This window comes from Paenibacillus oleatilyticus, assembly GCF_018998565.1.
Lineage (GTDB): Bacteria > Bacillota > Bacilli > Paenibacillales > NBRC-103111 > Paenibacillus_G > Paenibacillus_G oleatilyticus.
This window is the reverse complement of sequence record NZ_JAHNZO010000003.1, coordinates 249,163-270,187: the sequence shown is the minus strand read 5'-3', so window position 1 is coordinate 270,187 and position 21,025 is coordinate 249,163. Positions and strand designations below refer to the sequence as shown.

Here is a 21,025-nt window from a genome sequence, read left to right as displayed (position 1 = left end):
GCTTCCAGTGTAACATCCGCACAACAATCATCATTAGGGACAGTTTGGATAAAACGGTTTGCTCCTCCGGTCCGAGGTCAAAACAGCGCGGATAAGCTGCTATTTGACTATGGCGGCGCTATTTTCCGGATGCACACACGCCCATCCTTCTTTCGCATAACGCCCCTCCGTTCGAAGGCGCTCCAGCCAAGCCTTCGCTTCCCGCTCACCTGCTCCGTGCACGGTCCGGTATGCTTTTTGCAATGCCGACTCCACCTCCATGGACATTTGAGCGTCATCCCCGCATACGTAGATGCGACCTCCCCGATCAAGGATGTCCATCAAATTCGAGGCATGGCGTTCCAGCAAATGCTGGACATGGATGCAGCTTTTCCCTTCCGCACGGGAAAAAGCTTGATGAAGCGTAACGACATCCTCCCTATCGTAGCGCTCAAGCTCCTCGCGATAAATCGAATCCGCTTCGTTCCGGCATCCGATATACAGATGCGCCTCGCCCAAAGCGGCTCCCCGCTCCCGGATCGCGGCCCGCGCCTGCAAAAAGCCCCTGAAAAGCGCCGCTCCCGTCCCGGTCCCGATCATAATGATCGGCGTCGCCGGATCTTCCGGGAGCCGCCATCCGGCTTCGGACGCGCGGATGAAGAGCAAGACTTCTTCTCCGGGCCTGCATTCGGCCAAGTGATTCGAAGCAGTCCCGCGGTATTCGCCGCTCCCGCTCCAAGCCGGGTCCTGCACCACGTCTACGGCAATGCTGACCTGACTTGGGCTGGTCTGCGGAGAGCTGGATATGAAATAATATCTCGGCTGCAAAGGGGGCAGCAGCTCGACCAGTCTTTCGAACGGCAGCTGGCAGGCTTCATATTTTTCAAGCAGGTCGAGCATGGTCATGCGCTTCTTCAGGATCTGCTCCTCGTAGACGCTCTCCTCAGCCATCGCTGCCAATTCACGCTTGTGCGGAGGACATACCGTATAGGCCGCAAGCTCACGAAGCTGCTCGCGGGTAACGGCTTCCTGCAGCTCTACGCACCGGCTCAGCAGTTCATGGATACCGACGGGACGATCCAGCGGGAGATGCGCGAGGCCGTTACCGTTTGCCGCCGTGACAACCAATTGATCGCTCCCCTTCAAGCCGTACCGCCGCAAAATCCGGCCGACGTTCACCAGACTGTTGCTTGGCAGCACGCCGAGAAGATCGCCCTCCCGGTAGGTAACCCCATCCGGCAGCGCGAAATCCAGATGCCGTGTGCTCCGGCCGCTGCCGGCCATCCGGAGCTCGCGGTTATCCATCACCGAAGCGTAGAAAGCGCCGTAGGCCCGGGCAAGCGGAATGGTTTCCAAGCCGCTGACCATCCGGACCTGAACGCCGCTTTCCATCTTCTCCGCGTCGCTTCGTTCCAGTCCAAAAGCATGCCTAAGCTCGGACCATAGGCGGACCCGCCATTCGTCAAGCTGCTTCTCGAAGTCGCCGCCGGCATCCGCCTCGCCGCGCACCGAGAGTCTTGCCGCTCCCTTCCGGGCCAACTGCTCGTCAATCCACCGCGGCACATCCTGATACGTATTGGACCAGCTGCGGTCCCCACACCCGAATACGGCATAGCGAACCCCTTTAAGCTCGCCAGGCTGCACGCCTTCAAGCCATGTCACGAACTCGCGCGCATTGCCCGGGGGCTTGCCATTATAAGACGCGGTGACGATGACCACCGCCCCGTCCCGGGGCAGCCTTCCGGCCCCATCGTTCAGCGGCGCAGCCTCGCTTCGGAAGCCTTGTGCCCGCGCGGTATGCGCCAGCTCGCGGGCGATCCCTTCCGCCGTGCCCAAGTTTGAGCCGTAAAGCACGAGCAGAGGCATCTTTTCCGCCCCTGCAAGCGGACGGTTCGCCTGCGCCTGCCCTAGATTCGCCACAACGGCCTTGGCATGGCCTGCTGTTTCCTGTTCATGCACCGCGGGGCTTGCCGTCTTATGCCGCAGCCGCACGCGGATACGAAAATCGCCCGGCTTGAGCGTCAAGGTTTGCTTCACGTCCAACTGATAGTTCGTATGATCCACCAGCTCAAAATGCCGGACAATCATGCCGAGAACCAGCGTCGCTTCGTGAAGCGCAAACTGCATGCCGATGCAAGCCCGCTGCCCGTTACCGAACGGCTTGTAGGCATGATTGGGAATTTTGCCGGGATCTTCGAACCGTTCGGGGCGGAATTCGTCCGCGTCGGCCCCCCAGGCAGCTTTATCCCGATGAAGCTGCGGCAGAATCACCCCGATGCCTTCCCCCTTGCGAATGCGATACTTTCCGCCAATGACCGTATCTTCCTTCGCATAGAGCTCGAATCCCGGGGCCGTCGGCCATAAGCGCAGCGATTCGTTTAAAATCATCCGAATGTAATGGAGCTGCAGCACCTGCGAATACGTCGGAAACGAATCCGTCAGCACCCGGTCCGCTTCCAGATAAGCCTTCTGGAGCACATCCGGATGCTTCAGCAAAAAGTATAAAGCGAACGATAACAAGCCGCTGGTCGTCTCATGTCCGGCGATCAAGAACGTGATGATCTGATACCGGATATTTTCGTCATCCAGCGTCTCGCCTGTCTCCGGGTCCTTCCCGTTCAGCATCCGGGCGAGCAGGTCGATTTCCCCCCGGTCCCCGTTTGCCTTTCGTTCCTCGATCATTTTGTCTACCAGGGAAAACATCGTTTGAATATCTTCGTTAAACTGCTGTCTCGTTCGCACCATGAACAGATTTTGGATCTTCAGGCGGCTGCCTTGCAGCATCGCTTCGTTCAGCGCGCGGACCATGCTGTTGATAAAAGGGCTCGGCGTTTCGCGATAAAAACTGTTAAAGCGGTAATTGAAGCCGCATAAGCCGATCGTGTCCAGCGTTAGCCGGGTCATGTCTTCCGCGACATCGATGCTTTCGTTGGGGTTGAGACGGGCCCATTTTTGAATCAGCTGCGAAGCGATGTCGACCATCATCGCATGGTACCCTTTCATCGCCTGCTGGCTGAAGGTGGGGAGAAGAATCCGGTGCGCTTTTTGCCAGTTCGGCTCATCCGTGCGGCTTGTAAATAACCCGTCTCCGCCAAAGGCGCGCACGTTCTCCAGGTCGCCCTTTATGCTTTTATCGAAGCGCGATTCGTCGCAAACTTCCGCTACGAGGTCATGTCCGGACACCACAATGCTGGAATAACCCGGAAGCGTGATCCGGTATATAGGGCCGTACTCTTCTGCAAGTTTACAAAGCGAAAGGGTCGGTTTCTTGCTGTCGATCAAAGGTAAATTTCCAAGGGGACCATAAGTTTTGGGTTGAGGAATAACTCCCGCTTCACTCATAACAACCATCCTCCCGTATCCATTTGCCTTGCCGAGCCTCTTTAAACCTACTCCGGCTTGCTTGCTTTAAACCCGTGGTACAGCGTCTCCAGAACTAGCGCCGCCGCCGATTTTTTGGCAACGTGGCCTTCATGAACCTGCTGCCAGGTGACAAAGAGGAGCGAATACAGCACGTTCAGAATCCATTCGCTGCTCATATCTTGCCGGAAATGGCCTTTGCGCTGCAGCGATTGGATCATGTGGTGAATCGGTTCCTTCAGCTTCTCCTCGGCCGCGGACATCTCGAGGTTGTAATTCAGGGAGGTTTCATGAGCGAGAAAATAAATTTTGTCTCCCAGCGGAATCAGCGCTTCCACCAGCTGCGAAATGTAGGTTTCGCTCGATTCCTCGTCCAGCGGGATACGGCTTATCGTCTCTTCCACAACCTGCGCCGCTCTTAGCCCCAGCTGCAGCATCAGCTGCTCCCTGCTCGCCACGTACCGATGCAGGGTGGCGATGCCGATGCCCGCGTATTCGGCAATCTCGTTCAGGGATGCCGTAGGCTTCTCGACCAGAAGCTCCGTAGCCGCATCAAGTATGGCATGGAGCCGGAGCTCCTTTGTTGCCGATCTGGCCGTCTCCATAATCTCTGCCTCACTTTTGATGGAATTTGATAGATTAATCTATCATTTAATCCCATTATAAACCAGTACATACATAAATTCAAATAAAAAAAGCCGTTATGCACGGCTTTGAAACGAAGAAACAAAAAAAGTAGGGCTTTTTCCCCTTTTCAAGGAAGAATAATCCATGAGCGAAGAACGCGCAAAACAACTGGCCGTGCAATACGGATACAAACTCCGTGCGGTTGCAAACTCCCAGAAGAATCTAAGCGTATACGTAAGGGTAACCTGTCTGGACGGTTCGGGGATACGGGCGACAGCGACGGAGATTATCCCGCAGCAAGTACATGGAAACCGAAAATCAGTCCTACAGGGTTTTTGAGTGTTTACGTTCTAGTAGCTACCCTTAAATAAAGAAAAGAAAGAGGAAAATGGCCCCTCTTTCTTTTCTTTATTATCTCACAATTCCACCGAATTCTCCGTCAAAATGGAATCTGAGAAGCCCCGACATCGTGGCCCCATTCTTATTCTTGAATGATAATGTGTACTCGCCTTCTCTTAACCCTGTAATCGTACAAGAATCGGAATCAAAGTCAGAGTTGCTAAGAGTGCAGGCTTCAGTTTTGCCAGTCTTTTTATTGTAAATTTCAACCTTAAATCTCCAATTTTTCTTTCCAGTTACATCAGACATGGAAACCGTTAAGTCGGAGCCCTTTTTTATTTTGAGCCATTTTACATACTCTCCGTATTCACCATCGACTAAATAGAAATCCATCTTACCATTTTGAATCTTCTTAGCAGAAACTTCGAAAGAGTTTGGCGTAGATGAGACATTTGGCGTCGCTGCACTAGCAGAGGTTACAAAGGTAAGCGCGGAAACAACAGAGATGATTCCCAAACAAATTTTTTTCAAAGCTGTTCAACCTCCCGTTTTCTTTATTGCGATATGCTCAACCCAATAATAGATTAACTAGTAACCAAGTTGTGTTTGTTTGATTATCTGGCAGAAAAACGGCATTATGTGGTGCAAAAAAAGTCGATTTCTTGATTAATTTGTCGAATTAAAGCATCGGCGAGCATAAAAAAACGCTGGCTAGGCCAGCGACAGCTTGTTGAGAAAGTGGTCAAATAGGATTATAGAGGTTGCCTGACCAGCAAAAATCTAGGACCATCCAGTCAACTTGCTTTCGCCTGAACTAACGCTTAGACAGCGATCCGGACGCGTTTCGCGCCTTGCGCACAAACCGAGAAATCATATGGTAACCATAAAATCCGGACGATGAGCCCAGAATATAAAGGAATACATCATCGATATCGCCGACGCCCGATCGGGTGAAGTATTGCATAGATTCTATACCTATGAGAACCATCAGTATAGAAGACACGAAAAATTTCCACTTCCGCAGGGATTGAAACAGCGTCGGCAAAAATAATCCCATCGGAAACATCAGACCGATTTGACCAATGGTGTTTTTGAGCACAACAGCGCCAAATAGTCACCCATCTCTTCTTTGATCAGTTCTATTTCCTGTTCGTTCATCCGCAGCCTCTCGCCCAATCTCCAAAGGTATTTTTCGATCGGTCTCATACCCTTCCCTCCAAGCATACGCGAATCAATCGATGGACGGCCTGCCACTCTTGAACTTTACGGTCTAGCTCACGTTTGCCGTCCTCCGTAATACGGTAATATTTTCTTCTTCCGCCGGTCTCCGAATCACCCCAATACGAAACAAGGAAACCTTTGTCCTCCAGACGCCGCAGAGCGGGATATAATGTGCCTTCGCTCATTTCGTAGAGCTCGTCGCTGTTTTTTTTCAATCGCCGTATGATCTCATAACCATATGTGTCTCCTCGGTCCGCAACAGAGAGTACCAGAATGTCTATACTGCCTTTAAGCAGCTCTTTGTTCATATTGACCACCTACCAACTATGTTTTTCTATATACATCGTATTACAAGGTAATTAAAAAAACAAACCGTTCCCCCTACGATTTTCTTTTGTCAAAAAAAAGTTCAAGTAGTGAAATCGCCGCCGGGTCATGCTATGATATGAAAATGCATTACTACTAAACCATTTGATGGACAGCGAGGTCCCGATGAATCCGTACTCCCTCTATTATGAATTCGATCGTCAGGCGTGGTCCGGACTGCCCGCTACCGCGCCGCTTCGCATTACGATGGAAGAGTTCGAGCAGCTCAAAGGCCTGAACGACAAAGTTCCGTTTCAAGAGGTCGAAGAAATTTATCTTCCCTTGACGCGGTTTCTCGATCTGCTGGTGGAGAACGCCAGGACGCTTCACCGCACGTCCGCTTCGTTCCTGCAAAATGGCGCCGAACCGGTTCCGTTCATTATCGGCATTGCCGGGAGCGTGGCCGTGGGCAAAAGCACGACGGCAAGGCTGCTGCAGCTGCTGCTGTCGCGATGTTCGGAGCATCGGAACGTGGAGCTGATTACGACGGACGGCTTCTTGTTCCCGAACCGCGTGCTTGAGGAGCGAGGGCTCATGAAGCGCAAAGGCTTCCCGGAAAGCTACGACATCAAGAAGCTCCTGCGGTTTATCCGCGATATTAAGGCAGGCAAGCCCGTCGTTCATGCGCCGGTCTACTCGCACTTGTCGTATGATATTGTGCCGGACGAAGTGGAGACGATCCGCCAGCCCGATATTTTGATCGTGGAAGGCATCAACGTCCTGCAAGTCGGAAAACAGTCTCAAGTGTTCGTCAGCGACTTTTTCGATTATTCGATTTATGTCGACGCGAAGGAAAAAGACATCGAGCAGTGGTACGTCGAACGGTTCCGGATGCTCCGGGAAACGGCGTTTCTTAATCCGAAGTCGTACTTCCACCGTTTTGCCGAGCTGCATGGCGAGGAGCTCGTCGCAACCGCTTCCGGGATTTGGCGGGACATCAACGCGGTCAACCTGCACGAGAACATTTTGCCGACCAAAGGACGCGCGAAGATGATTCTGGAAAAAGGGGCGAATCACGCCGTACAGCGGGTATTCGTGCGGAAGTGAGACGGCAAAAAGCCGCCCCCTTCCCCCCGGCGGCGCCCAGCTTCAATGCCGAAGCGGCATTGGCGCGGCTGTCAGGGAAGCGGACGGCTGTGCGGCCATAGGCCCGCTGCCGTTAAAACTCGCTCGCGTTCGCAAGATGTCCCCCATCCACCGTGATTGTGGAACCGTTTACGTAGCTGGATTCGTCGGATGCGAGAAACAGGAAGACGTTCGCCACTTCGTCGATCGTGGCCGACCTACGCATCGGCGTTCGCTCGGAAAAGGCCGGCAGCCCTTCCCGGATGCGCAGCTCGCGGTCGAGCGGCGTCTCCACGAAGCCCGGCGCGACGACGTTCACGCGGATGCCGTACGGCGCCAGCTCGACGGCCATCGATTGCGACAGCAGGATGACGCCGGCTTTCGAAGCGTTGTAATGCGCCAGCATCGAGCTGCCCGCGAGGCCGTTCTTGGAGCTCATATTGACGATGCTTCCGCCCGTCCCCTGCCGGATCATCCGTTCGGCAGCCAACTGGCCCAGCCGGAACACGGCGCGCACGTTGATGTCCATCACCGCGTCCCAATGGGCCAGCGGGATGTCCAGAAACGGCTCCCGGTACGCAATCCCCGCATTGTTGATCACAATGTCGATCCCCTGCCACCGGTCGAACGCCTCTCCCGCCGCCTGTTCAAGCTGTCCCAGGTCACGCAGGTCGCATGCCGACAAAGCAAGCCTCTCCGCATGCCCCGCGAATTCCTTCCGCAAGGCCTCCAGCTCGGCTTCGTTCTGGTCCAGCGCGATCACGAAGGCTCCCTCCGCCAAAAAGCGTCCGACAATGCCTTTGCCGATGCCCCGGGCGCCGCCGGTGACAAGCGCGCGTTTGCCGCTAAGCCTCATGGCGCTTCTCCTCCTTTATCCGAATAATGTTACAGCACGCCGTATTTGTCGTACACTTCCCGCAGCGTGCGGCCCGCCTTCAGCTCATCGCGGGTATGGTTTTCGCGGGTCACTTTGTCCGCAGCGAGTCGGACCACCTCATCGACGACCCCGGCGGGAATGACGACAACGCCATCCCGGTCGCCGAATACGACGTCGCCCGGATGGACCAGCACGTCGCCGCACAGCACCGGCACGTCGTATTCGATGACCAAGCCGCGGCCGCGGGAATCGACCGGCTTCGTGCCCGTCGCGAAGACCGGAAAATCCAGCTCCAAAATTTTTTTCGAATCACGGATGAGACCGTCCACGACCGCGCCGCGGGCACCGCGAGCTTGGGAGGCGGTCGAGAGCAGCTCGCCCCACAGCCCGTTCTGGCGGGAACGGTTCGTGCAGCCGATCACGATCTCGCCCGGCCGGATGCTGTCCACGGCGGCAATTTCCTGCGCGTACGGATCGTCCGGCAGATGATGCACGTCGACGGACAGCATCGTTTTCGCCCGCCCCGCAATGACCCAATCGGCGGACAACGGCGTCAGGTCCTCTCTCATCACCTGATGGCGGTACCCCAGTTCGTCCAACGTATCGGATATGACCGCAGAATACAAGCTTTCGCACATGAAATCAAACAATGACTTATCGTTGTCGTACATTGATCTTCCTCCTTCATTCGTCCAAAAATTTGTACAGGATCGTTCGTTCGTGCCCCTTACTTCCGCAGTTCCTTCGGGACGAGGAAGTCGAAGTCGCACCCTTTGTCCGCCTGCATGACGCGTTCAATGTACAACAACCCGTAGCCCCGGTCGTAATGCGGCTCGGGCGGGGTCCACCTCTCCCGGCGGCGCGCCAGTTCTTCGGCATCCACCTCGAGATGCAGCCGCCGGGCGGCGCTATCCAGCTCGATCATATCCCCGTCTTGCACGAGCGCCAGCGGACCGCCTACCGCCGCTTCCGGGGCGGCGTGGACGATCAGCGCACCGTACGACGTGCCGCTGATCCGGGCGTCGGAGATGCGGACCATGTCGCGGACGCCGCGCAGCAGCAGCTTTTTCGGAATCGGGATCTGCCCGATTTCCGGCATCGCCGGAGCACCCTTGGGCCCGGCGTTCTTGAGCACCAGCACGCTGCTTTCGTCCACGTCCAGCTCCGGATCGTCGATGCGCCGCTCAAGATCGGCCGGCGATTCGAATACGACCGCCCGCCCCCGGTGCTTCTTCAGATGCGTCGAGACCGCCGTCTGCTTGATCAGCGCGCCGTCCGGCGCCAGATTGCCGCGCAGCACGGCGATGCCGCCTTGCGGATCGAGCGGCCGGTCCAGCGGGTAGATCACGCTGCGGTCCAGCACCTCCACGCCGCGCAGATTTTCGCTGACGGTACGGCCCGTCACGGTCAGGCAATCGCCGTGCAGCAACCCTTCCAGCTCCTTCATCAGCGCCGGGACGCCGCCGGCCTCGAAATACTCCTCCATTTGATACTGGCCGGAAGGCCGCAGATTGAGCAGGAACGGCGTCGCCGCGGCAAGCTCGTCGAACTTCTCCAGCGGGAGCCGGATGCCCAGGCGGCCGGCAATCGCCACCAGATGGATGATCGCATTCGTCGATCCGCCGCTCGCCATCGTCACGCGGATCGCATTTTCCAGCGCCGCCTCCGTCATGATCTCTCGCGGCCGGATGTCCGCTTTCACCAGATTGACGATCTGCCTGCCGGTGCGCTCCGCCATATGCCGCCTGCGACTGTCCGGCGCGGGAATGGCCGCACAGCCCGGCAGCGCCATGCCGAGCGCTTCGGCGATGGAAGCCATCGTGCTGGCCGTCCCCATCACCATGCAGTGGCCGTCGCTGCGGCAGATGGCGTTCTCCGCCGTCGCCAGCTGCTCGTCGTTGAGATTGCCCGCCTTATGCTCCAGTGTAAATTGGTAGCAATCCGTGCACGCGCCCAGACTGCGACCGTTCAACCGCCCGTTCAGCATCGGCCCGCCCGTCAGCACGATGGCCGGAATGTTGGCGCTGGCGGCGGCCATCAACTGGGCCGGCACCGTTTTGTCGCAGCCGCCGATCAGCACGACGCCGTCGATCGGGTGCGCCTTCAGCATTTCCTCCGTATCCATCGCCATCAGGTTGCGCAGCAGCATCGTCGTCGGCTTGACGTAAGGCTCGCCGATGGAGATCGTCGGAAATTCCATCGGGAGTCCCCCGGCCTGCCAGACGCCCCGCTTCACGTAATCGACCAGCTCGTTGAAGTGGGAATGGCATTTGTTCAGCTCGCTGAACGTATTGCAGATGCCGATGACCGGCTTGGCGAGATCCTCCTCCGTATATCCCATCGATTTGGTAAACGAGCGGTGGATGAACCCCCACAGCCCTTCGTCGGCAAAATAAGCTTCGCCCCTGCGTTTTCCGTTGTCCGATTGTTCCGCCATTGCGCTTCCGTCTCCTTCTTGCGTGCCCTGCACGCGTTTCGTGCTTCGTCTGACCCGCCGCAGCTTCTATACAAGTCCCAGCAGCTCCGGCGTGTTCCGATGCAAAATCTCTTCGATCACCTGCTCCGGCACCCGCGGCAGCGAGGTGCCTTCGGTGAACCGGTTGATGTTCCGCAGCGCGTCGATCATCTGCTGTGTCGTAAAGAACGGGTAATCCGATCCGAACAAAATTTTATGCGTCACGCCGTACTCGCAAGCCGATACCAGCGCATTGTAAAACTGCCACGGGCGGGAGCCCAGCGCCGACAGATCCATGTACAGATTCGGATTTTTGCGGACGACGGCGATGCATTCGTCCACCCAAGGATGCCCCATGTGGGCGATCACCATCTTTAAATTGGGGAACGCGCGGGCGATCGGATCGAGCGCCGCCGGACGGGAGGCGTCGAGGTACCCCTCCGGCACAAACGACGTGCCCTGGTGCCACAGAATCGGCACACCCAGCTCGTCCGCCTTCGCATAGAGCGAGAAATGCTCCTTCGCCTCCGGGTAAAAATTTTGATAGATCGGACCGAGCTTCAAGCCCTGCAGCCCGAGCTCCTTCACCGCCGCTTCCAGCAGGCCGGCTGCGTTCAGCCGGTTCGGATCGACGCTGGCGAAGCCGAACAGCTTGCCGGGATGCTTGGCTACATAGTCCGCGACGTACTCGTTCGGTACGTTGAGCCCCGTGGCCGGGGCGTCGAAGGCCAGCACGATCGCGCCGGCGATATCCTTGAACAGCTCCCAGTGTCCTTCCGGCGTCACAAGCATTTCCTGCCCGTCTCCCCAAGCCCGCTTGGCCGCGGCCAGCGTAGCTCCACCGAACTGACCCGGACCGAAGACGTGCGTATGGCAATCGAAGATCATCTCTAACGTCCCCTCCCCGCGTTGTTTGTCCGTCCTCATTTCTTGAATGTCGTTTAATATATAAAACACTATTTAATTAAAAAGTAAACGCTTCCCGTTTGTTTGTCAATACGGTCTTTTAAAGTACAACGATCCTGATCCACTAAGCAGTTCACTGCATAAACCGCATGTACAATAGGCCTTCGCCGAATCCCGGCACTTGTCGATAGATCATGGCAGCGCTTGACGCCTGGAACCGCGTTTTTGTATTATAAATATTGTTTAAAATAAATCACGTAAGGCGGAACGACTATGGCTACGGATAAAAAATATAATGTCCCCGCATTGGAGAAGGCGATTGCTATCATCGAAACGCTGTCCCAGCGCGAGGAGCCTGTCGGCGTCAGCGACTTGTGCAAGCTTGTGGACATCCCGAAAACGAGCGTGTTCTTCATTCTCAATACGCTGGAGCAGCATCAATATATCATCAAGAGCCCCGACGGCAAGTACAGTCTCGGCTCCAAATTTATCAATATCGGCTTGTCTACGCTCAACCGGATCGATATCCGCACCGCGGCCCGGGTGTCCATGGAGCGGCTGCTCGGCGAAACGGGCTTCACCGTGCATCTCGCCGTGCTCGATAACCTTGAGCCGATGTACATCGAGAAGGTGGAGAGTCAGGCGTTTGTCAAGTTCGCCACCTATATCGGGCAGCGGCAGCCGCTTCACGCCTCGGGCGTCGGCAAGGCGCTGGCCGCCTTCATGCCGCAGGACCTGCTGGAGCGGGCGCTTCGCGAGAAAGGACTGCCGGAGAAAACGGAGAAAACGATCACGAACGTCCACGATTTTATGGCGGAAATCGAAGCGATCCGCAGGCAGGGATACGCTGTGGAGGACGAGGAAGGCGAGGCAGGGGTACGCTGCATCGGGGCCCCGGTATTTGATCATTACGGGCAGCTCAAGGCGGCGGTCAGCATCACCGCTTTGCGGACGGAGCTTCCGATCCACGACATCCCCGCCGTCGGCGAGCAAGTCAAGCGTGCCGCGCTGGATATTTCGAGGCAGCTCGGGTATGTCCAGACGCCGGAACAAGAACCAGAATAAGCGGTAGCCACCTCAGCCTCCCAGGTCATATTCCTCTCCTTTACGCATAGTGAAATTCGCAGCATCCCGTGCTATGATATGGAAAGCCATGACAACAACCGTGGGAATATGACCTTGAGGTGAATCCGGTGCGCACTCCGGCCAAATCTAGATTTATCAAAGTAACCCCGCCGCGCGTATTGGCGGGAGGCTTCGCTCTTATTATAATCATCGGCTCTTTTCTGCTAAACCTTCCGGCCGCCTCTGCGGACGGGCAGTCCATGAGATACATCGACGCTTTGTTTACGGCAACGTCGGCCACCTGTGTCACCGGGCTGATTATTGTCGATACCGGCGTTCATTTTACATTGTTCGGGCAAATCGTTTTGCTGCTGATGGTGCAGTTGGGCGGACTCGGCTTCATGACAATGGCCACCTGGTTCACGCTGGCTTTGAAGCGCCGGGTCTCGCTGCGGGACCGCCTTTTATTGAAGGAATCGATGAATCACGCCAACATAGACGGCATCGTCCGGCTGATCGTCCGGGTATTCCTGTATTCGATAACGATCGAAGGGATCGCGGCGCTCTATTTCATGCTGCGCTGGTCGCAGGAGATGCCGATCGGGAAGGCCGCTTATTTCGGCCTGTTCCATGCCGTGTCGATCTTCAACAACGCGGGCTTCGAATTGTTCGGCGGATTCCGCAGCTTAACGCCCTACGTCAATGATCTTGGCATCAATCTCGTTTCCATGATGCTGATCTTTTTCGGCGGAATCGGGTTTGTCGTCATCTCGGAGCTGATCGAATTTCCCAAGACCCGCAAGCTGTCCTTGCACAGCAAAGTCGTCTTGTCGACGAACGGCATTCTGGTGCTGTCGGGCGCCGTGCTTATTCTGATCTTCGAATTCACCAATGCGAAGACGCTGGGCAGCATGCCATGGGACACGAAAATCGTCGCCTCCTTCTTCCAGTCGATGACTTTGCGCTCCGCCGGCGTTAACACGCTCGATATCGCCGAGCTTCGGACCGCCACGCAGTTTTTGATGATCGTCATGATGTTCATCGGGGCGGCTCCCGGCTCCACCGGAGGAGGTATCCGGCTCACGACGTTCGCCATCCTGGTCGGAGCTTTCGTGGCGATGCTGCGCGGCAAGGAAGACGTCGTGCTGTTCCGCCACCGTCTGCCCGCGAAGGACATCTACAAAGCCGTCACGTTCACGCTGACCGCCGTTTTTTTCCTCGCGTTTGCGACGATGCTGCTGTCTACCCTCCAGGACCAGGATTTTCTGAAAATTCTGTTCGAGACGACCTCGGCCTTCGGTACGGTGGGTCTCAGCATGGGCTTGACCGCCGACCTGACGTTTGCCGGCAAAATTGTGATGATTTGCGTCATGTTTATCGGGCGAGTGGGACTCGTGACGCTGGCGTTCGCCTTGCAGCCGAATCCGAAAAAAGAGCTGTACCGGTACCCGGAAGGAAAAATCATCATCGGATAAAGACGGGTGAGGGGACCGCAAAGCTATCGGTACAACGCGACGATCGGTTCGATCAGCGCTAGGACGGCCAAATGCGCCGGATAAAAGCTTCTCCACAGCCACCCCGGAACGCTCCGGCGCTCGAATTGTCCATACAACGCAGGCGCATAGGCGATGCCTATCGTGGCAATAATGCTGTATGCGCCAAGGACCCAGCCCTTGAGCGCCAGAAACAGGACGTTCAGAATAAAGTGACTAATCACCATCGTATGGCTTTTCGTATAGCGATAGATCAGCACCAGCAGCAGTCCGTACAAGCCGTAATCGAAGCTCAAAGCCTCCATGATCACGACCGAAGCGACGGCAACCGGAAGCCAAACGCTTTTTTTGCGGTGTTCCATGACATATAGGACCGCTACGCACACAAGCAGCGTCCCTACGGCGTTCACGCCCATCTTCCCCAAGGCCAGCATATAAGGCGCTTGCGATAGAACGGCCAGGATGAGCAGACGCTTCATGTAGCTTTTCAAATCTCTCGTATGCCTGTACCCTAGCACGATGCCATAGGCGTAGATCGGGAAGGCGATTCGGCCGATCACTCTCCATATCGCCTGATCTTCAAAGAAAACGGCGCCGATGTGATCCGCCAGCATCGTGATCATGGCGATAAGCTGCATAGAATCCCCCGTTCATGCTCATTTTATATCAACGTACACCGCGCTGTTGGAAACCGCAAGCTTTTGTTAAGGGTAACGTTCTGGCAATCGGTCCACGGAAAGCAATAGTTTATCGAAGAGCTTGCCAACCGGCAGGCTCTCTTTTTTTGTTCAAAAGTAATCAAATGTATATGGAAAGTAATAAGTTGTCTATTTGAATCGAAAAGCCGGCCTCTTAATATAAAAGTTGAGGTGCTTTTTCCAAAAATGCACAAGGAGGAGAACATGAAAAGGAAAACGCTTTCTGGTTTGTTGTCACTGGTGCTTCTCTCCACGCTTTTCCCCGCAGGCCTGCCACAAGCAGCCGCTGAGGCGGGGCGGACAGGCGACGTTTCTCCGATGCTTCCCGTTACCCGGTCTGTTTATGAAACCGTTTACGGCGGCAGGGCCATGCCTGCGAATGTTGTCAGTACCCCGGTCGGCGTTAATTTGGCGGTACATCAAGCGGTGTACGCTTCGGGGAACGAAGTGGACTGGCTTGGGCCGGCCAATGCCGTTGACGGCAACGGCAGCACGCGATGGTCGTCCGCCCTGCAAGACGATCAGTGGTTCTATGTGGACCTCGGCGAAGAGTTCACCATAAACCGGGTGACCATCAAATGGCAGACCCCCGCCAGCAAGTACAAGCTGCTGGTTTCAGGCGATGGGCAGCATTGGACGAACGTGCTCGGCCATGACGGCGAGATTGCATGCAGAGGCGGGACGGAAACGACCGATTTTGACGATGTGAAAGCAAGGTATGTGAAATTTCAAGGCGTGCAGCGTGCTCCTGTGGAAGGCACCTTTTACGGGTACTCCTTCTTCGAATTCGAGGTGTATAACGCCGGCGAATTGCCCAAAATCGTGAAGGGCATCACCCAAATCCCGCCTATTGCCAAAGGACAGACGGAGATTGTTCTGCCTCAGGTGCCTGAAGGCTACAAGGTTTCCGTATACGGCAGCGACAGACTGCCCGTGATCGATCAAGCGGGGAAAATCCACACGCCTCTTGTGGATACGAAAGTGAATCTCCTGTTTCAAGTCGAACATACGGGAACCGGTCAGAAGGCCGTCACCGGGAACATTCTTGCTGCGGTGCCGGGGCAATACACGCAAACGGACGATTTGAACAAGGAGCCGAAGGTCATCCCGTCGCTGCGCGAATGGCATGGCCGGACCGGAAATTTCACCCTGAAGCCGACCTCGCGAATCGTGGTCAATCCGGCCCATAAAACGGCTTTGCAAAAAGCCGCGGAGCAAACGAAGGAAGATCTGCGGGATATTACCGGCGTCAGCGCGAACATTATTTACGGCGCTCCACAGGCGGGCGACCTTTATTTGTCCATCGACGATTCCTTAGCCTGGCTCGGAAAAGAAGGCTACCTCTTCGACGTTAACGATCATGTCACGATTACATCGGCTGATGTGACAGGCGTCTTTTTCGGGACGAGATCGGCGCTGCAAATTTTGAAGCAGGATGAAGCTCATGCCCATATCCCTAAAGGGACGGCACGGGATTATCCGAAGTACGAAACGCGCGGGCTCATGATCGACGTTGCCAGAAAGTTTTATACGATTGAGTTTCTGAGAGACTACGTGAAGCTGCTGTCCTGGTACAAAATGAACCAATTTCAGATTCATTTGAACGACGATGTAGGAACGCCGTTCCAAGACGGCACGACTGCGGCATATCGTCTGCAGAGTACGAAATCCCCCGGGCTTGCGAGCAAAAACGGCTTTTACACCAAAGAGGAGTTTCGCGATCTTCAGCGGCTTGGCATGGACTACGGCGTGAATGTCATTCCGGAGATTGATACGCCGGGGCATTCCAGAGCTTTTACCAGCTTCGATCCTTCTCTGGGGACCGGACCTCATCTGGACATTACGAAGCCGAAAACGGTCGATTTCGTCAAAAGTTTGTTCGACGAATATATCGATGGCGACAACCCGACCTTTATCGGCCCCGACGTCCATGTCGGGACGGACGAATATTGGGGCAATACCGAGGTTTTTCGCGGGTACATGGATACGCTCGTCAAGTATATCAACGGCAAAGGCAAGCATCCCCATATTTGGGGCGGCATGAGGGAATACAACGGGGTCACCCCGGTAAGCACCGAGGCCACGATGGATGTGTGGCACGTGCCTTACGGAGATGCCCGGCAAGCGATCGATCTTGGATACGATATCCTGAACACGGAGAACAGCTACATGTATCTTGTGCCAAGATTGTATAAGGATCGGATCGACCCCAAATATATGTATAAGATGTGGGAACCGAACGTATTTAGCGATACGACGCTGCCCTACGGCCATCCAAAGCTGAAAGGCGCCATGCTGGCACTATGGAACGACATTTCGGATTCCGTCGGATTATCGATGGACGATTCTCATGACCGAATGTTCCCCGGCGTGCAGGTGCTGTCCGAAAAAATGTGGACAGGAAGCCGGGAAGACGCCGATTACAACGCTTATGCAGCCGCAGCGGAACGGATCGGCGAAGCGCCGAACGCCAACATCTCCCACAAGCTGCAGGTCCCGAATAAAGACGGCAACGTCATCAAGTATTTGTTCGAAAACGGCTTCGCCGACGCTTCCGGCAACGGCTACAATGGCATCGGCAAAAATGTAGCGGCAGCGGACGGCAAATACGGCAAAGGCGTACGGTTCGGCGGAGGCGAAAGCTACATCAAGACGCCGCTGCAAGCGTTAGGGTTCGGATGGACCGTTTCCATGTGGATCAAGCCGGATGCCGACAACCCGGACGATGCGGTGCTGCTGGAATCGCCTGTCGGCCAAGTGAAGCTCAAGGAAGGAAAGACCGGGCTGCTGGGCTTTTCCAAGGAGCACTATCACAGCACGTTCCAATACAAGGTTCCGGCGGGACAATGGACGCACTTGCTGCTGACCGGGGACAACAAAGGCGTATCCCTGTATGTCAACGGTAATGAGTATGTGGAAAAATTATGGGTAACGAACGGCGCATCGCCCCGGATCGATACCTTGGTGCTGCCGCTCGAGAAGATCGGAAGCTCCGCCAATTCCTTTAAAGGCGTTATCGACAATCTGATCGTTTACAATAAGGCGGTCAGCTTCGACGGGATGAACCTGGCATTAAACAAGCATGCGGAAGCATCGACCAGCGAGGCCCCTCATTTGTCGCCGGATCAGGCTGTCGACGGGAATACGGGCACAAGATGGTCGAGTACTTTTACAGACGATAACTGGTTCAGCGTCGATCTCGGCGAACAGCAGGAAATCGACAGCGTCGTGATCAAATGGGAAGGCGCTTACGCCAAGAAGTACAAAATACTCGTTTCCGGCGACAGCCAGCAGTGGCAAAATGTAAAAGCAGGCGATGCGGTGACCGACGGCAAAGGTGGCGTCGAGACGATCAAATTTGACACCGCCGTCAAGGCGAGATATGTCAAGCTTCAAGGCATCGAACGAGCTACGATATACGGCTATTCCATTCTGGAGTTTGAAGTGTACGGACCGGGGGTGTTGAACAGCTATTTGGAGCTGGTGAAACAAGCGGAAGGCTTGCTGGCCTTGGGCAAAGGTGACAGCGGGCTGAGAAGCCAATTGCAAGAAATGCTCAATCATTTCCCGTACGACTACGAAAGCTCGATCAGCCCGCTTCGGGAGCTGATTGCCCGGTTGAAGGAATCGATCGAATGGGAGAACGATAAAACGCCGCCGGTGACGACGGCGAGCGTCTCGCCTTCCCGGCCGGACGGGCAGCAAGGATGGTTTGTCCGTCCGGTAACCGTCACCTTGTCCGCACAAGACGAACAGTCCGGCATCGCCAGAACGGAATACAGCCTGGATTTGGGAAAAAACTGGATTTTGTACATGGAACCGATCCAATTCAGCACAGACGGAATGTACGGGCTGCGGTACCGCTCTACGGACAAAGCCGGCAATGTGGAAAAGGCGAAGCCCCTCCTCCTGAAAGTCGATACAACGGCTCCGACCCTGGCTGCAACGGCGAACGGCTCTCCCTTGACGGACGGGACCGAATTTACGGACAGCGAGACGCTTGCGCTGGATGTGCAGGCCTCCGATTCGGTGTCGGGCATTGCCGGGACAACGATCACGGTAGACGGCAAGCCGTATACCCCCGGAACTCCGCTGCGCTTGGCCGGCCAATTGGGAACGCACGCGGTCCAAATCACGGCTACGGATCAGGCGGGCAACGTATCTCAGACGGTCATTTCGATTGTCGTTAAGACCAACATCGCTTCCATGCAGCAACTGCTGGAATCTTATCATGCTGCCGGAGAGCTAAGCGGACCGCTCAAGAATAAGCTGTCCGCGAGCTTGAAGACCGCTCAGAATCACGAAGCGAAAGGAAACCTGAAACAGGCGGCCAAAGCGATGAACGATTTTAAGAAGAAAATCGACAAAGCGACCAAGAAGGATGTTATTTCCGAAGCGGCAAAAGCAGCATTGATCGCCGATGCCAACGCGTTAATCCAAGCTTGGACCGGGAACACCTACGATCTGGATTCAACGGATAGCACCGACGATCAGCTCGAAGTCGGCGACGATTCCCCGGACAGCGAGGACGCGGCGGCGTAAGAAAAGGCATCCTAACAAAAAAAGCGCCTCCAGCCTTATGGAATGAGCAGTTCATACTCATTCCGGGGCCGGAGGCGCTCTTCTTTATGCAATTAGGCTCGATTCCCGCTGCCGAACAGGCGGATTTTAGCTTTGACCGCCTCTTTAATCGCTTCGCGGGCTGGCACCAAATAATTACGCGGATCGTAAGCTTCGGGATGGTCGTTCAGGAAGCTTCGGATCGTGGCCGTGAAGGCCATTTGATTGTCCGTGTTCACATTGATTTTGGCCGTGCCGAGCGAGATCGCCCTGCGAATCTCTTCCTCGGGTAGGCCGCTTCCTCCATGCAGGACCAGAGGCAGCCCGGTCAGCTGCTGAATTTCCGCCATGCGGTCAAATCCGAGCTGAGGCTGGCCGCGATACGGACCGTGCACGGAGCCGAGCGCCGGCGCCAGGCAGTCGATGCCGGTCTCCCGGACCAGCCGCAGGCATTCTTCGGGCACGGCATACATCGCTTCCGCCTCGTCGACCACGAGATCGTCCTCCCGGCCCGTAATCCGGCCAAGCTCGGCTTCCACGCTGACGCCAAGCGCATGTGCGGCCTGCGTCACGCTGCGGGTTACTTCGATGTTGTGCTCCAGCGAATGATGCGACGCATCGATCATGACGGAAGTAAACCCGGCGTGAATCGCCCGAATGCATACCTCATAGGTGGAGCCGTGATCCAAGTGCAGCGCGACCGGCACCGTAATGCCGTATTCCGCGACGAGCGCTTTGACCATTCCCGCGATGAACGGCAGGCCGCCCATATAAGGGATATATGCTTCGCTCACGCCGAGAATGACCGGCGACCGCTCCTCTTGCGCCGCCTGCAGAATCGCCTGCGTGAACTCCAGGTTGTTCAGATTGAACTGTCCGACCGCATACCGCCCGCCAAGCGCCCGCTCCAGTATGTGTTTCATGGATACAATCGTCATTTCTTGCGGCTCCTTTGTCCCTCACTTATTCCGGTATTCGCCAGGCCGGGACACGGAGGAACGGATAACAAGCTCAGGCAGCATCACGATGCGCTGCTTGGTGGAATTTTTATCGTTGATGATGCGAATAATCAGATCGACGACCTTCTGACCCATTTCCTGAATGGGCTGCGCAACCGTCGTTAACGGAGGATCGACAATCGTCGCCAGCAGCGTATTGTCGAATCCGACGATAGATAAATCGCCGGGAACGGACAAGCCTCTTTCGCGTACGGCTTGAATCACGCCGGTGGCCAGCAGATCGTTACAGGCAAAGATGGCCGTCGGCGGCTGCGAGGAGTCCAGCATTTCCCCGGCAACCTGCTTCGCATCCGTTACTTTAAAATCGCTGATCCGCACCAGCTCCGGATTATAGGCAATGCCCGCTTCCTCCAGTGCGAACCGGTACCCCCGTATCCGTTCCTTACTGCTCATCACCAATGTGTCCTCGGCGATGACGGCAATTTGCCGATGACCCTGCTCAATGAGATGCGAGGCCGCCATATGCCCGCCGATGAAATCGTCCACCAGCACGGTATCGATCGCCAGGGAAGGCATATCGCGGGCAATGAGCGCGACCGGAAAGTTTTGTTTTTTCAAGTCCTTCAATATCGCATCGTTGCGTACGCCGGTGGCAATGATAATGCCGTCCACGCTTTTTTGCTTCAGCAACGAAATATTTCGTTCTTCTCTCAAAAGATTGTTGTCCGTGCTGCAAATCATGACGCTGAAGCCGAGCTCGTGCGCACGATCCTCCACACTTCTCGCGATTTCCGCAAAGAACGGGTTGGCCAAATCGGGCAACAACAAGCCGAGCGTGAAGGTTTGCTTCCCCGTCAGAGCCGAAGCCACGACGCTTGGCTGGTAATTCAACTCCTGCATGATCCGACTGACCTTGGCCCGCGTTTCCTCGCTGATGCGCCCCGTTTGATTGATCACTTTGGAGACGGTGGCAATGGATACGCCTGCCTGCTTGGCAACGTCATAAATTGTAGCCTTCATAGCTTCCACTTCTTTCAACGAAATGACATATCAAC

The 21,025-nt window shown here is 55.7% G+C and carries 17 protein-coding genes; 4 read left to right on the top strand and 13 right to left on the bottom strand.

Going from position 1 to position 21,025, the window contains the following annotated elements; all coding sequences use genetic code 11:
• Positions 1–99 precede the first annotated feature (99 nt).
• From KQX66_RS06040 to KQX66_RS06015, 6 genes are all read right to left on the bottom strand, one after another.
• Positions 100–3,321, bottom strand: a complete 3,222-nt coding sequence (locus KQX66_RS06040; protein ID WP_216790931.1) for a bifunctional cytochrome P450/NADPH--P450 reductase — start codon at positions 3,319–3,321, stop codon at positions 100–102.
• A gap of 47 nt (positions 3,322–3,368) precedes the next feature.
• Positions 3,369–3,944: a TetR/AcrR family transcriptional regulator gene (locus tag KQX66_RS06035; protein ID WP_216790929.1), complete on the bottom strand. Its 576-nt coding sequence runs from the start codon at positions 3,942–3,944 to the stop codon at positions 3,369–3,371.
• Between the two features lie 433 nt (positions 3,945–4,377).
• Positions 4,378–4,836, bottom strand: coding sequence for a hypothetical protein (locus tag KQX66_RS06030; protein ID WP_216790926.1), 459 nt, complete (start codon positions 4,834–4,836; stop codon positions 4,378–4,380).
• Positions 4,837–5,119: 283 nt separating this feature from the next.
• The gene (locus tag KQX66_RS38200) at positions 5,120–5,362 is read right to left on the bottom strand and encodes a VanZ family protein (protein ID WP_216790924.1); all 243 of its coding nucleotides are present in this window, start codon (positions 5,360–5,362) and stop codon (positions 5,120–5,122) included.
• Positions 5,363–5,370: 8 nt separating this feature from the next.
• Complete coding sequence (locus tag KQX66_RS06020) at positions 5,371–5,511, bottom strand: hypothetical protein (RefSeq protein ID WP_216790922.1); 141 nt, start codon at positions 5,509–5,511, stop codon at positions 5,371–5,373.
• Positions 5,508–5,834, bottom strand: coding sequence for a PadR family transcriptional regulator (locus tag KQX66_RS06015; RefSeq protein WP_216790920.1), 327 nt, complete (start codon positions 5,832–5,834; stop codon positions 5,508–5,510). The genes KQX66_RS06020 and KQX66_RS06015 overlap by 4 nt, the downstream gene beginning before the upstream one ends.
• A 184-nt stretch (positions 5,835–6,018) precedes the next feature.
• Between KQX66_RS06015 and coaA the strand changes: the two genes are divergently transcribed.
• Positions 6,019–6,939, top strand: coding sequence for a type I pantothenate kinase (gene coaA, locus KQX66_RS06010; protein ID WP_216790918.1), 921 nt, complete (start codon positions 6,019–6,021; stop codon positions 6,937–6,939).
• Positions 6,940–7,051: 112 nt separating this feature from the next.
• Here the strand turns inward: coaA and KQX66_RS06005 are convergent, their stop codons facing one another.
• From KQX66_RS06005 to KQX66_RS05990, 4 genes are all read right to left on the bottom strand, one after another.
• On the bottom strand, positions 7,052–7,813 hold the full coding sequence (locus tag KQX66_RS06005) for an SDR family NAD(P)-dependent oxidoreductase (protein ID WP_216790916.1): 762 nt from the start codon (positions 7,811–7,813) through the stop codon (positions 7,052–7,054).
• A 29-nt stretch (positions 7,814–7,842) separates the two neighbouring features.
• On the bottom strand, positions 7,843–8,505 hold the full coding sequence (locus KQX66_RS06000; protein WP_216790913.1) for an RraA family protein: 663 nt from the start codon (positions 8,503–8,505) through the stop codon (positions 7,843–7,845).
• Between the two features lie 56 nt (positions 8,506–8,561).
• Positions 8,562–10,271 carry an IlvD/Edd family dehydratase gene (locus KQX66_RS05995; RefSeq protein ID WP_216790911.1) on the bottom strand — a complete coding sequence of 570 codons (1,710 nt, stop codon included), beginning with the start codon at positions 10,269–10,271 and terminating at the stop codon, positions 8,562–8,564.
• 66 nt (positions 10,272–10,337) lie between these two features.
• Positions 10,338–11,177 carry an amidohydrolase family protein gene (locus tag KQX66_RS05990; protein ID WP_216790909.1) on the bottom strand — a complete coding sequence of 280 codons (840 nt, stop codon included), beginning with the start codon at positions 11,175–11,177 and terminating at the stop codon, positions 10,338–10,340.
• Between the two features lie 291 nt (positions 11,178–11,468).
• Here KQX66_RS05990 and KQX66_RS05985 point away from each other — a divergent pair, with 291 nt between their 5' ends.
• Both KQX66_RS05985 and KQX66_RS05980 read left to right on the top strand, forming a co-directional pair.
• Positions 11,469–12,260, top strand: a complete 792-nt coding sequence (locus tag KQX66_RS05985) for an IclR family transcriptional regulator (RefSeq protein WP_216790907.1) — start codon at positions 11,469–11,471, stop codon at positions 12,258–12,260.
• A gap of 128 nt (positions 12,261–12,388) precedes the next feature.
• Positions 12,389–13,735: a TrkH family potassium uptake protein gene (locus tag KQX66_RS05980; RefSeq protein WP_216791095.1), complete on the top strand. Its 1,347-nt coding sequence runs from the start codon at positions 12,389–12,391 to the stop codon at positions 13,733–13,735.
• 23 nt (positions 13,736–13,758) lie between these two features.
• Here the strand turns inward: KQX66_RS05980 and KQX66_RS05975 are convergent, their stop codons facing one another.
• Positions 13,759–14,391 carry a TraX family protein gene (locus tag KQX66_RS05975; RefSeq protein ID WP_216790905.1) on the bottom strand — a complete coding sequence of 211 codons (633 nt, stop codon included), beginning with the start codon at positions 14,389–14,391 and terminating at the stop codon, positions 13,759–13,761.
• A 264-nt stretch (positions 14,392–14,655) separates the two neighbouring features.
• Between KQX66_RS05975 and KQX66_RS05970 the strand changes: the two genes are divergently transcribed.
• Complete coding sequence (locus tag KQX66_RS05970; RefSeq protein ID WP_253956956.1) at positions 14,656–18,993, top strand: discoidin domain-containing protein; 4,338 nt, start codon at positions 14,656–14,658, stop codon at positions 18,991–18,993.
• Between the two features lie 92 nt (positions 18,994–19,085).
• Here the strand turns inward: KQX66_RS05970 and fba are convergent, their stop codons facing one another.
• Complete coding sequence (gene fba, locus KQX66_RS05965) at positions 19,086–19,949, bottom strand: class II fructose-1,6-bisphosphate aldolase (RefSeq protein ID WP_216790900.1); 864 nt, start codon at positions 19,947–19,949, stop codon at positions 19,086–19,088.
• Between the two features lie 21 nt (positions 19,950–19,970).
• Complete coding sequence (locus KQX66_RS05960; RefSeq protein ID WP_216790898.1) at positions 19,971–20,990, bottom strand: LacI family DNA-binding transcriptional regulator; 1,020 nt, start codon at positions 20,988–20,990, stop codon at positions 19,971–19,973.
• Positions 20,991–21,025: the final 35 nt, after the last annotated feature.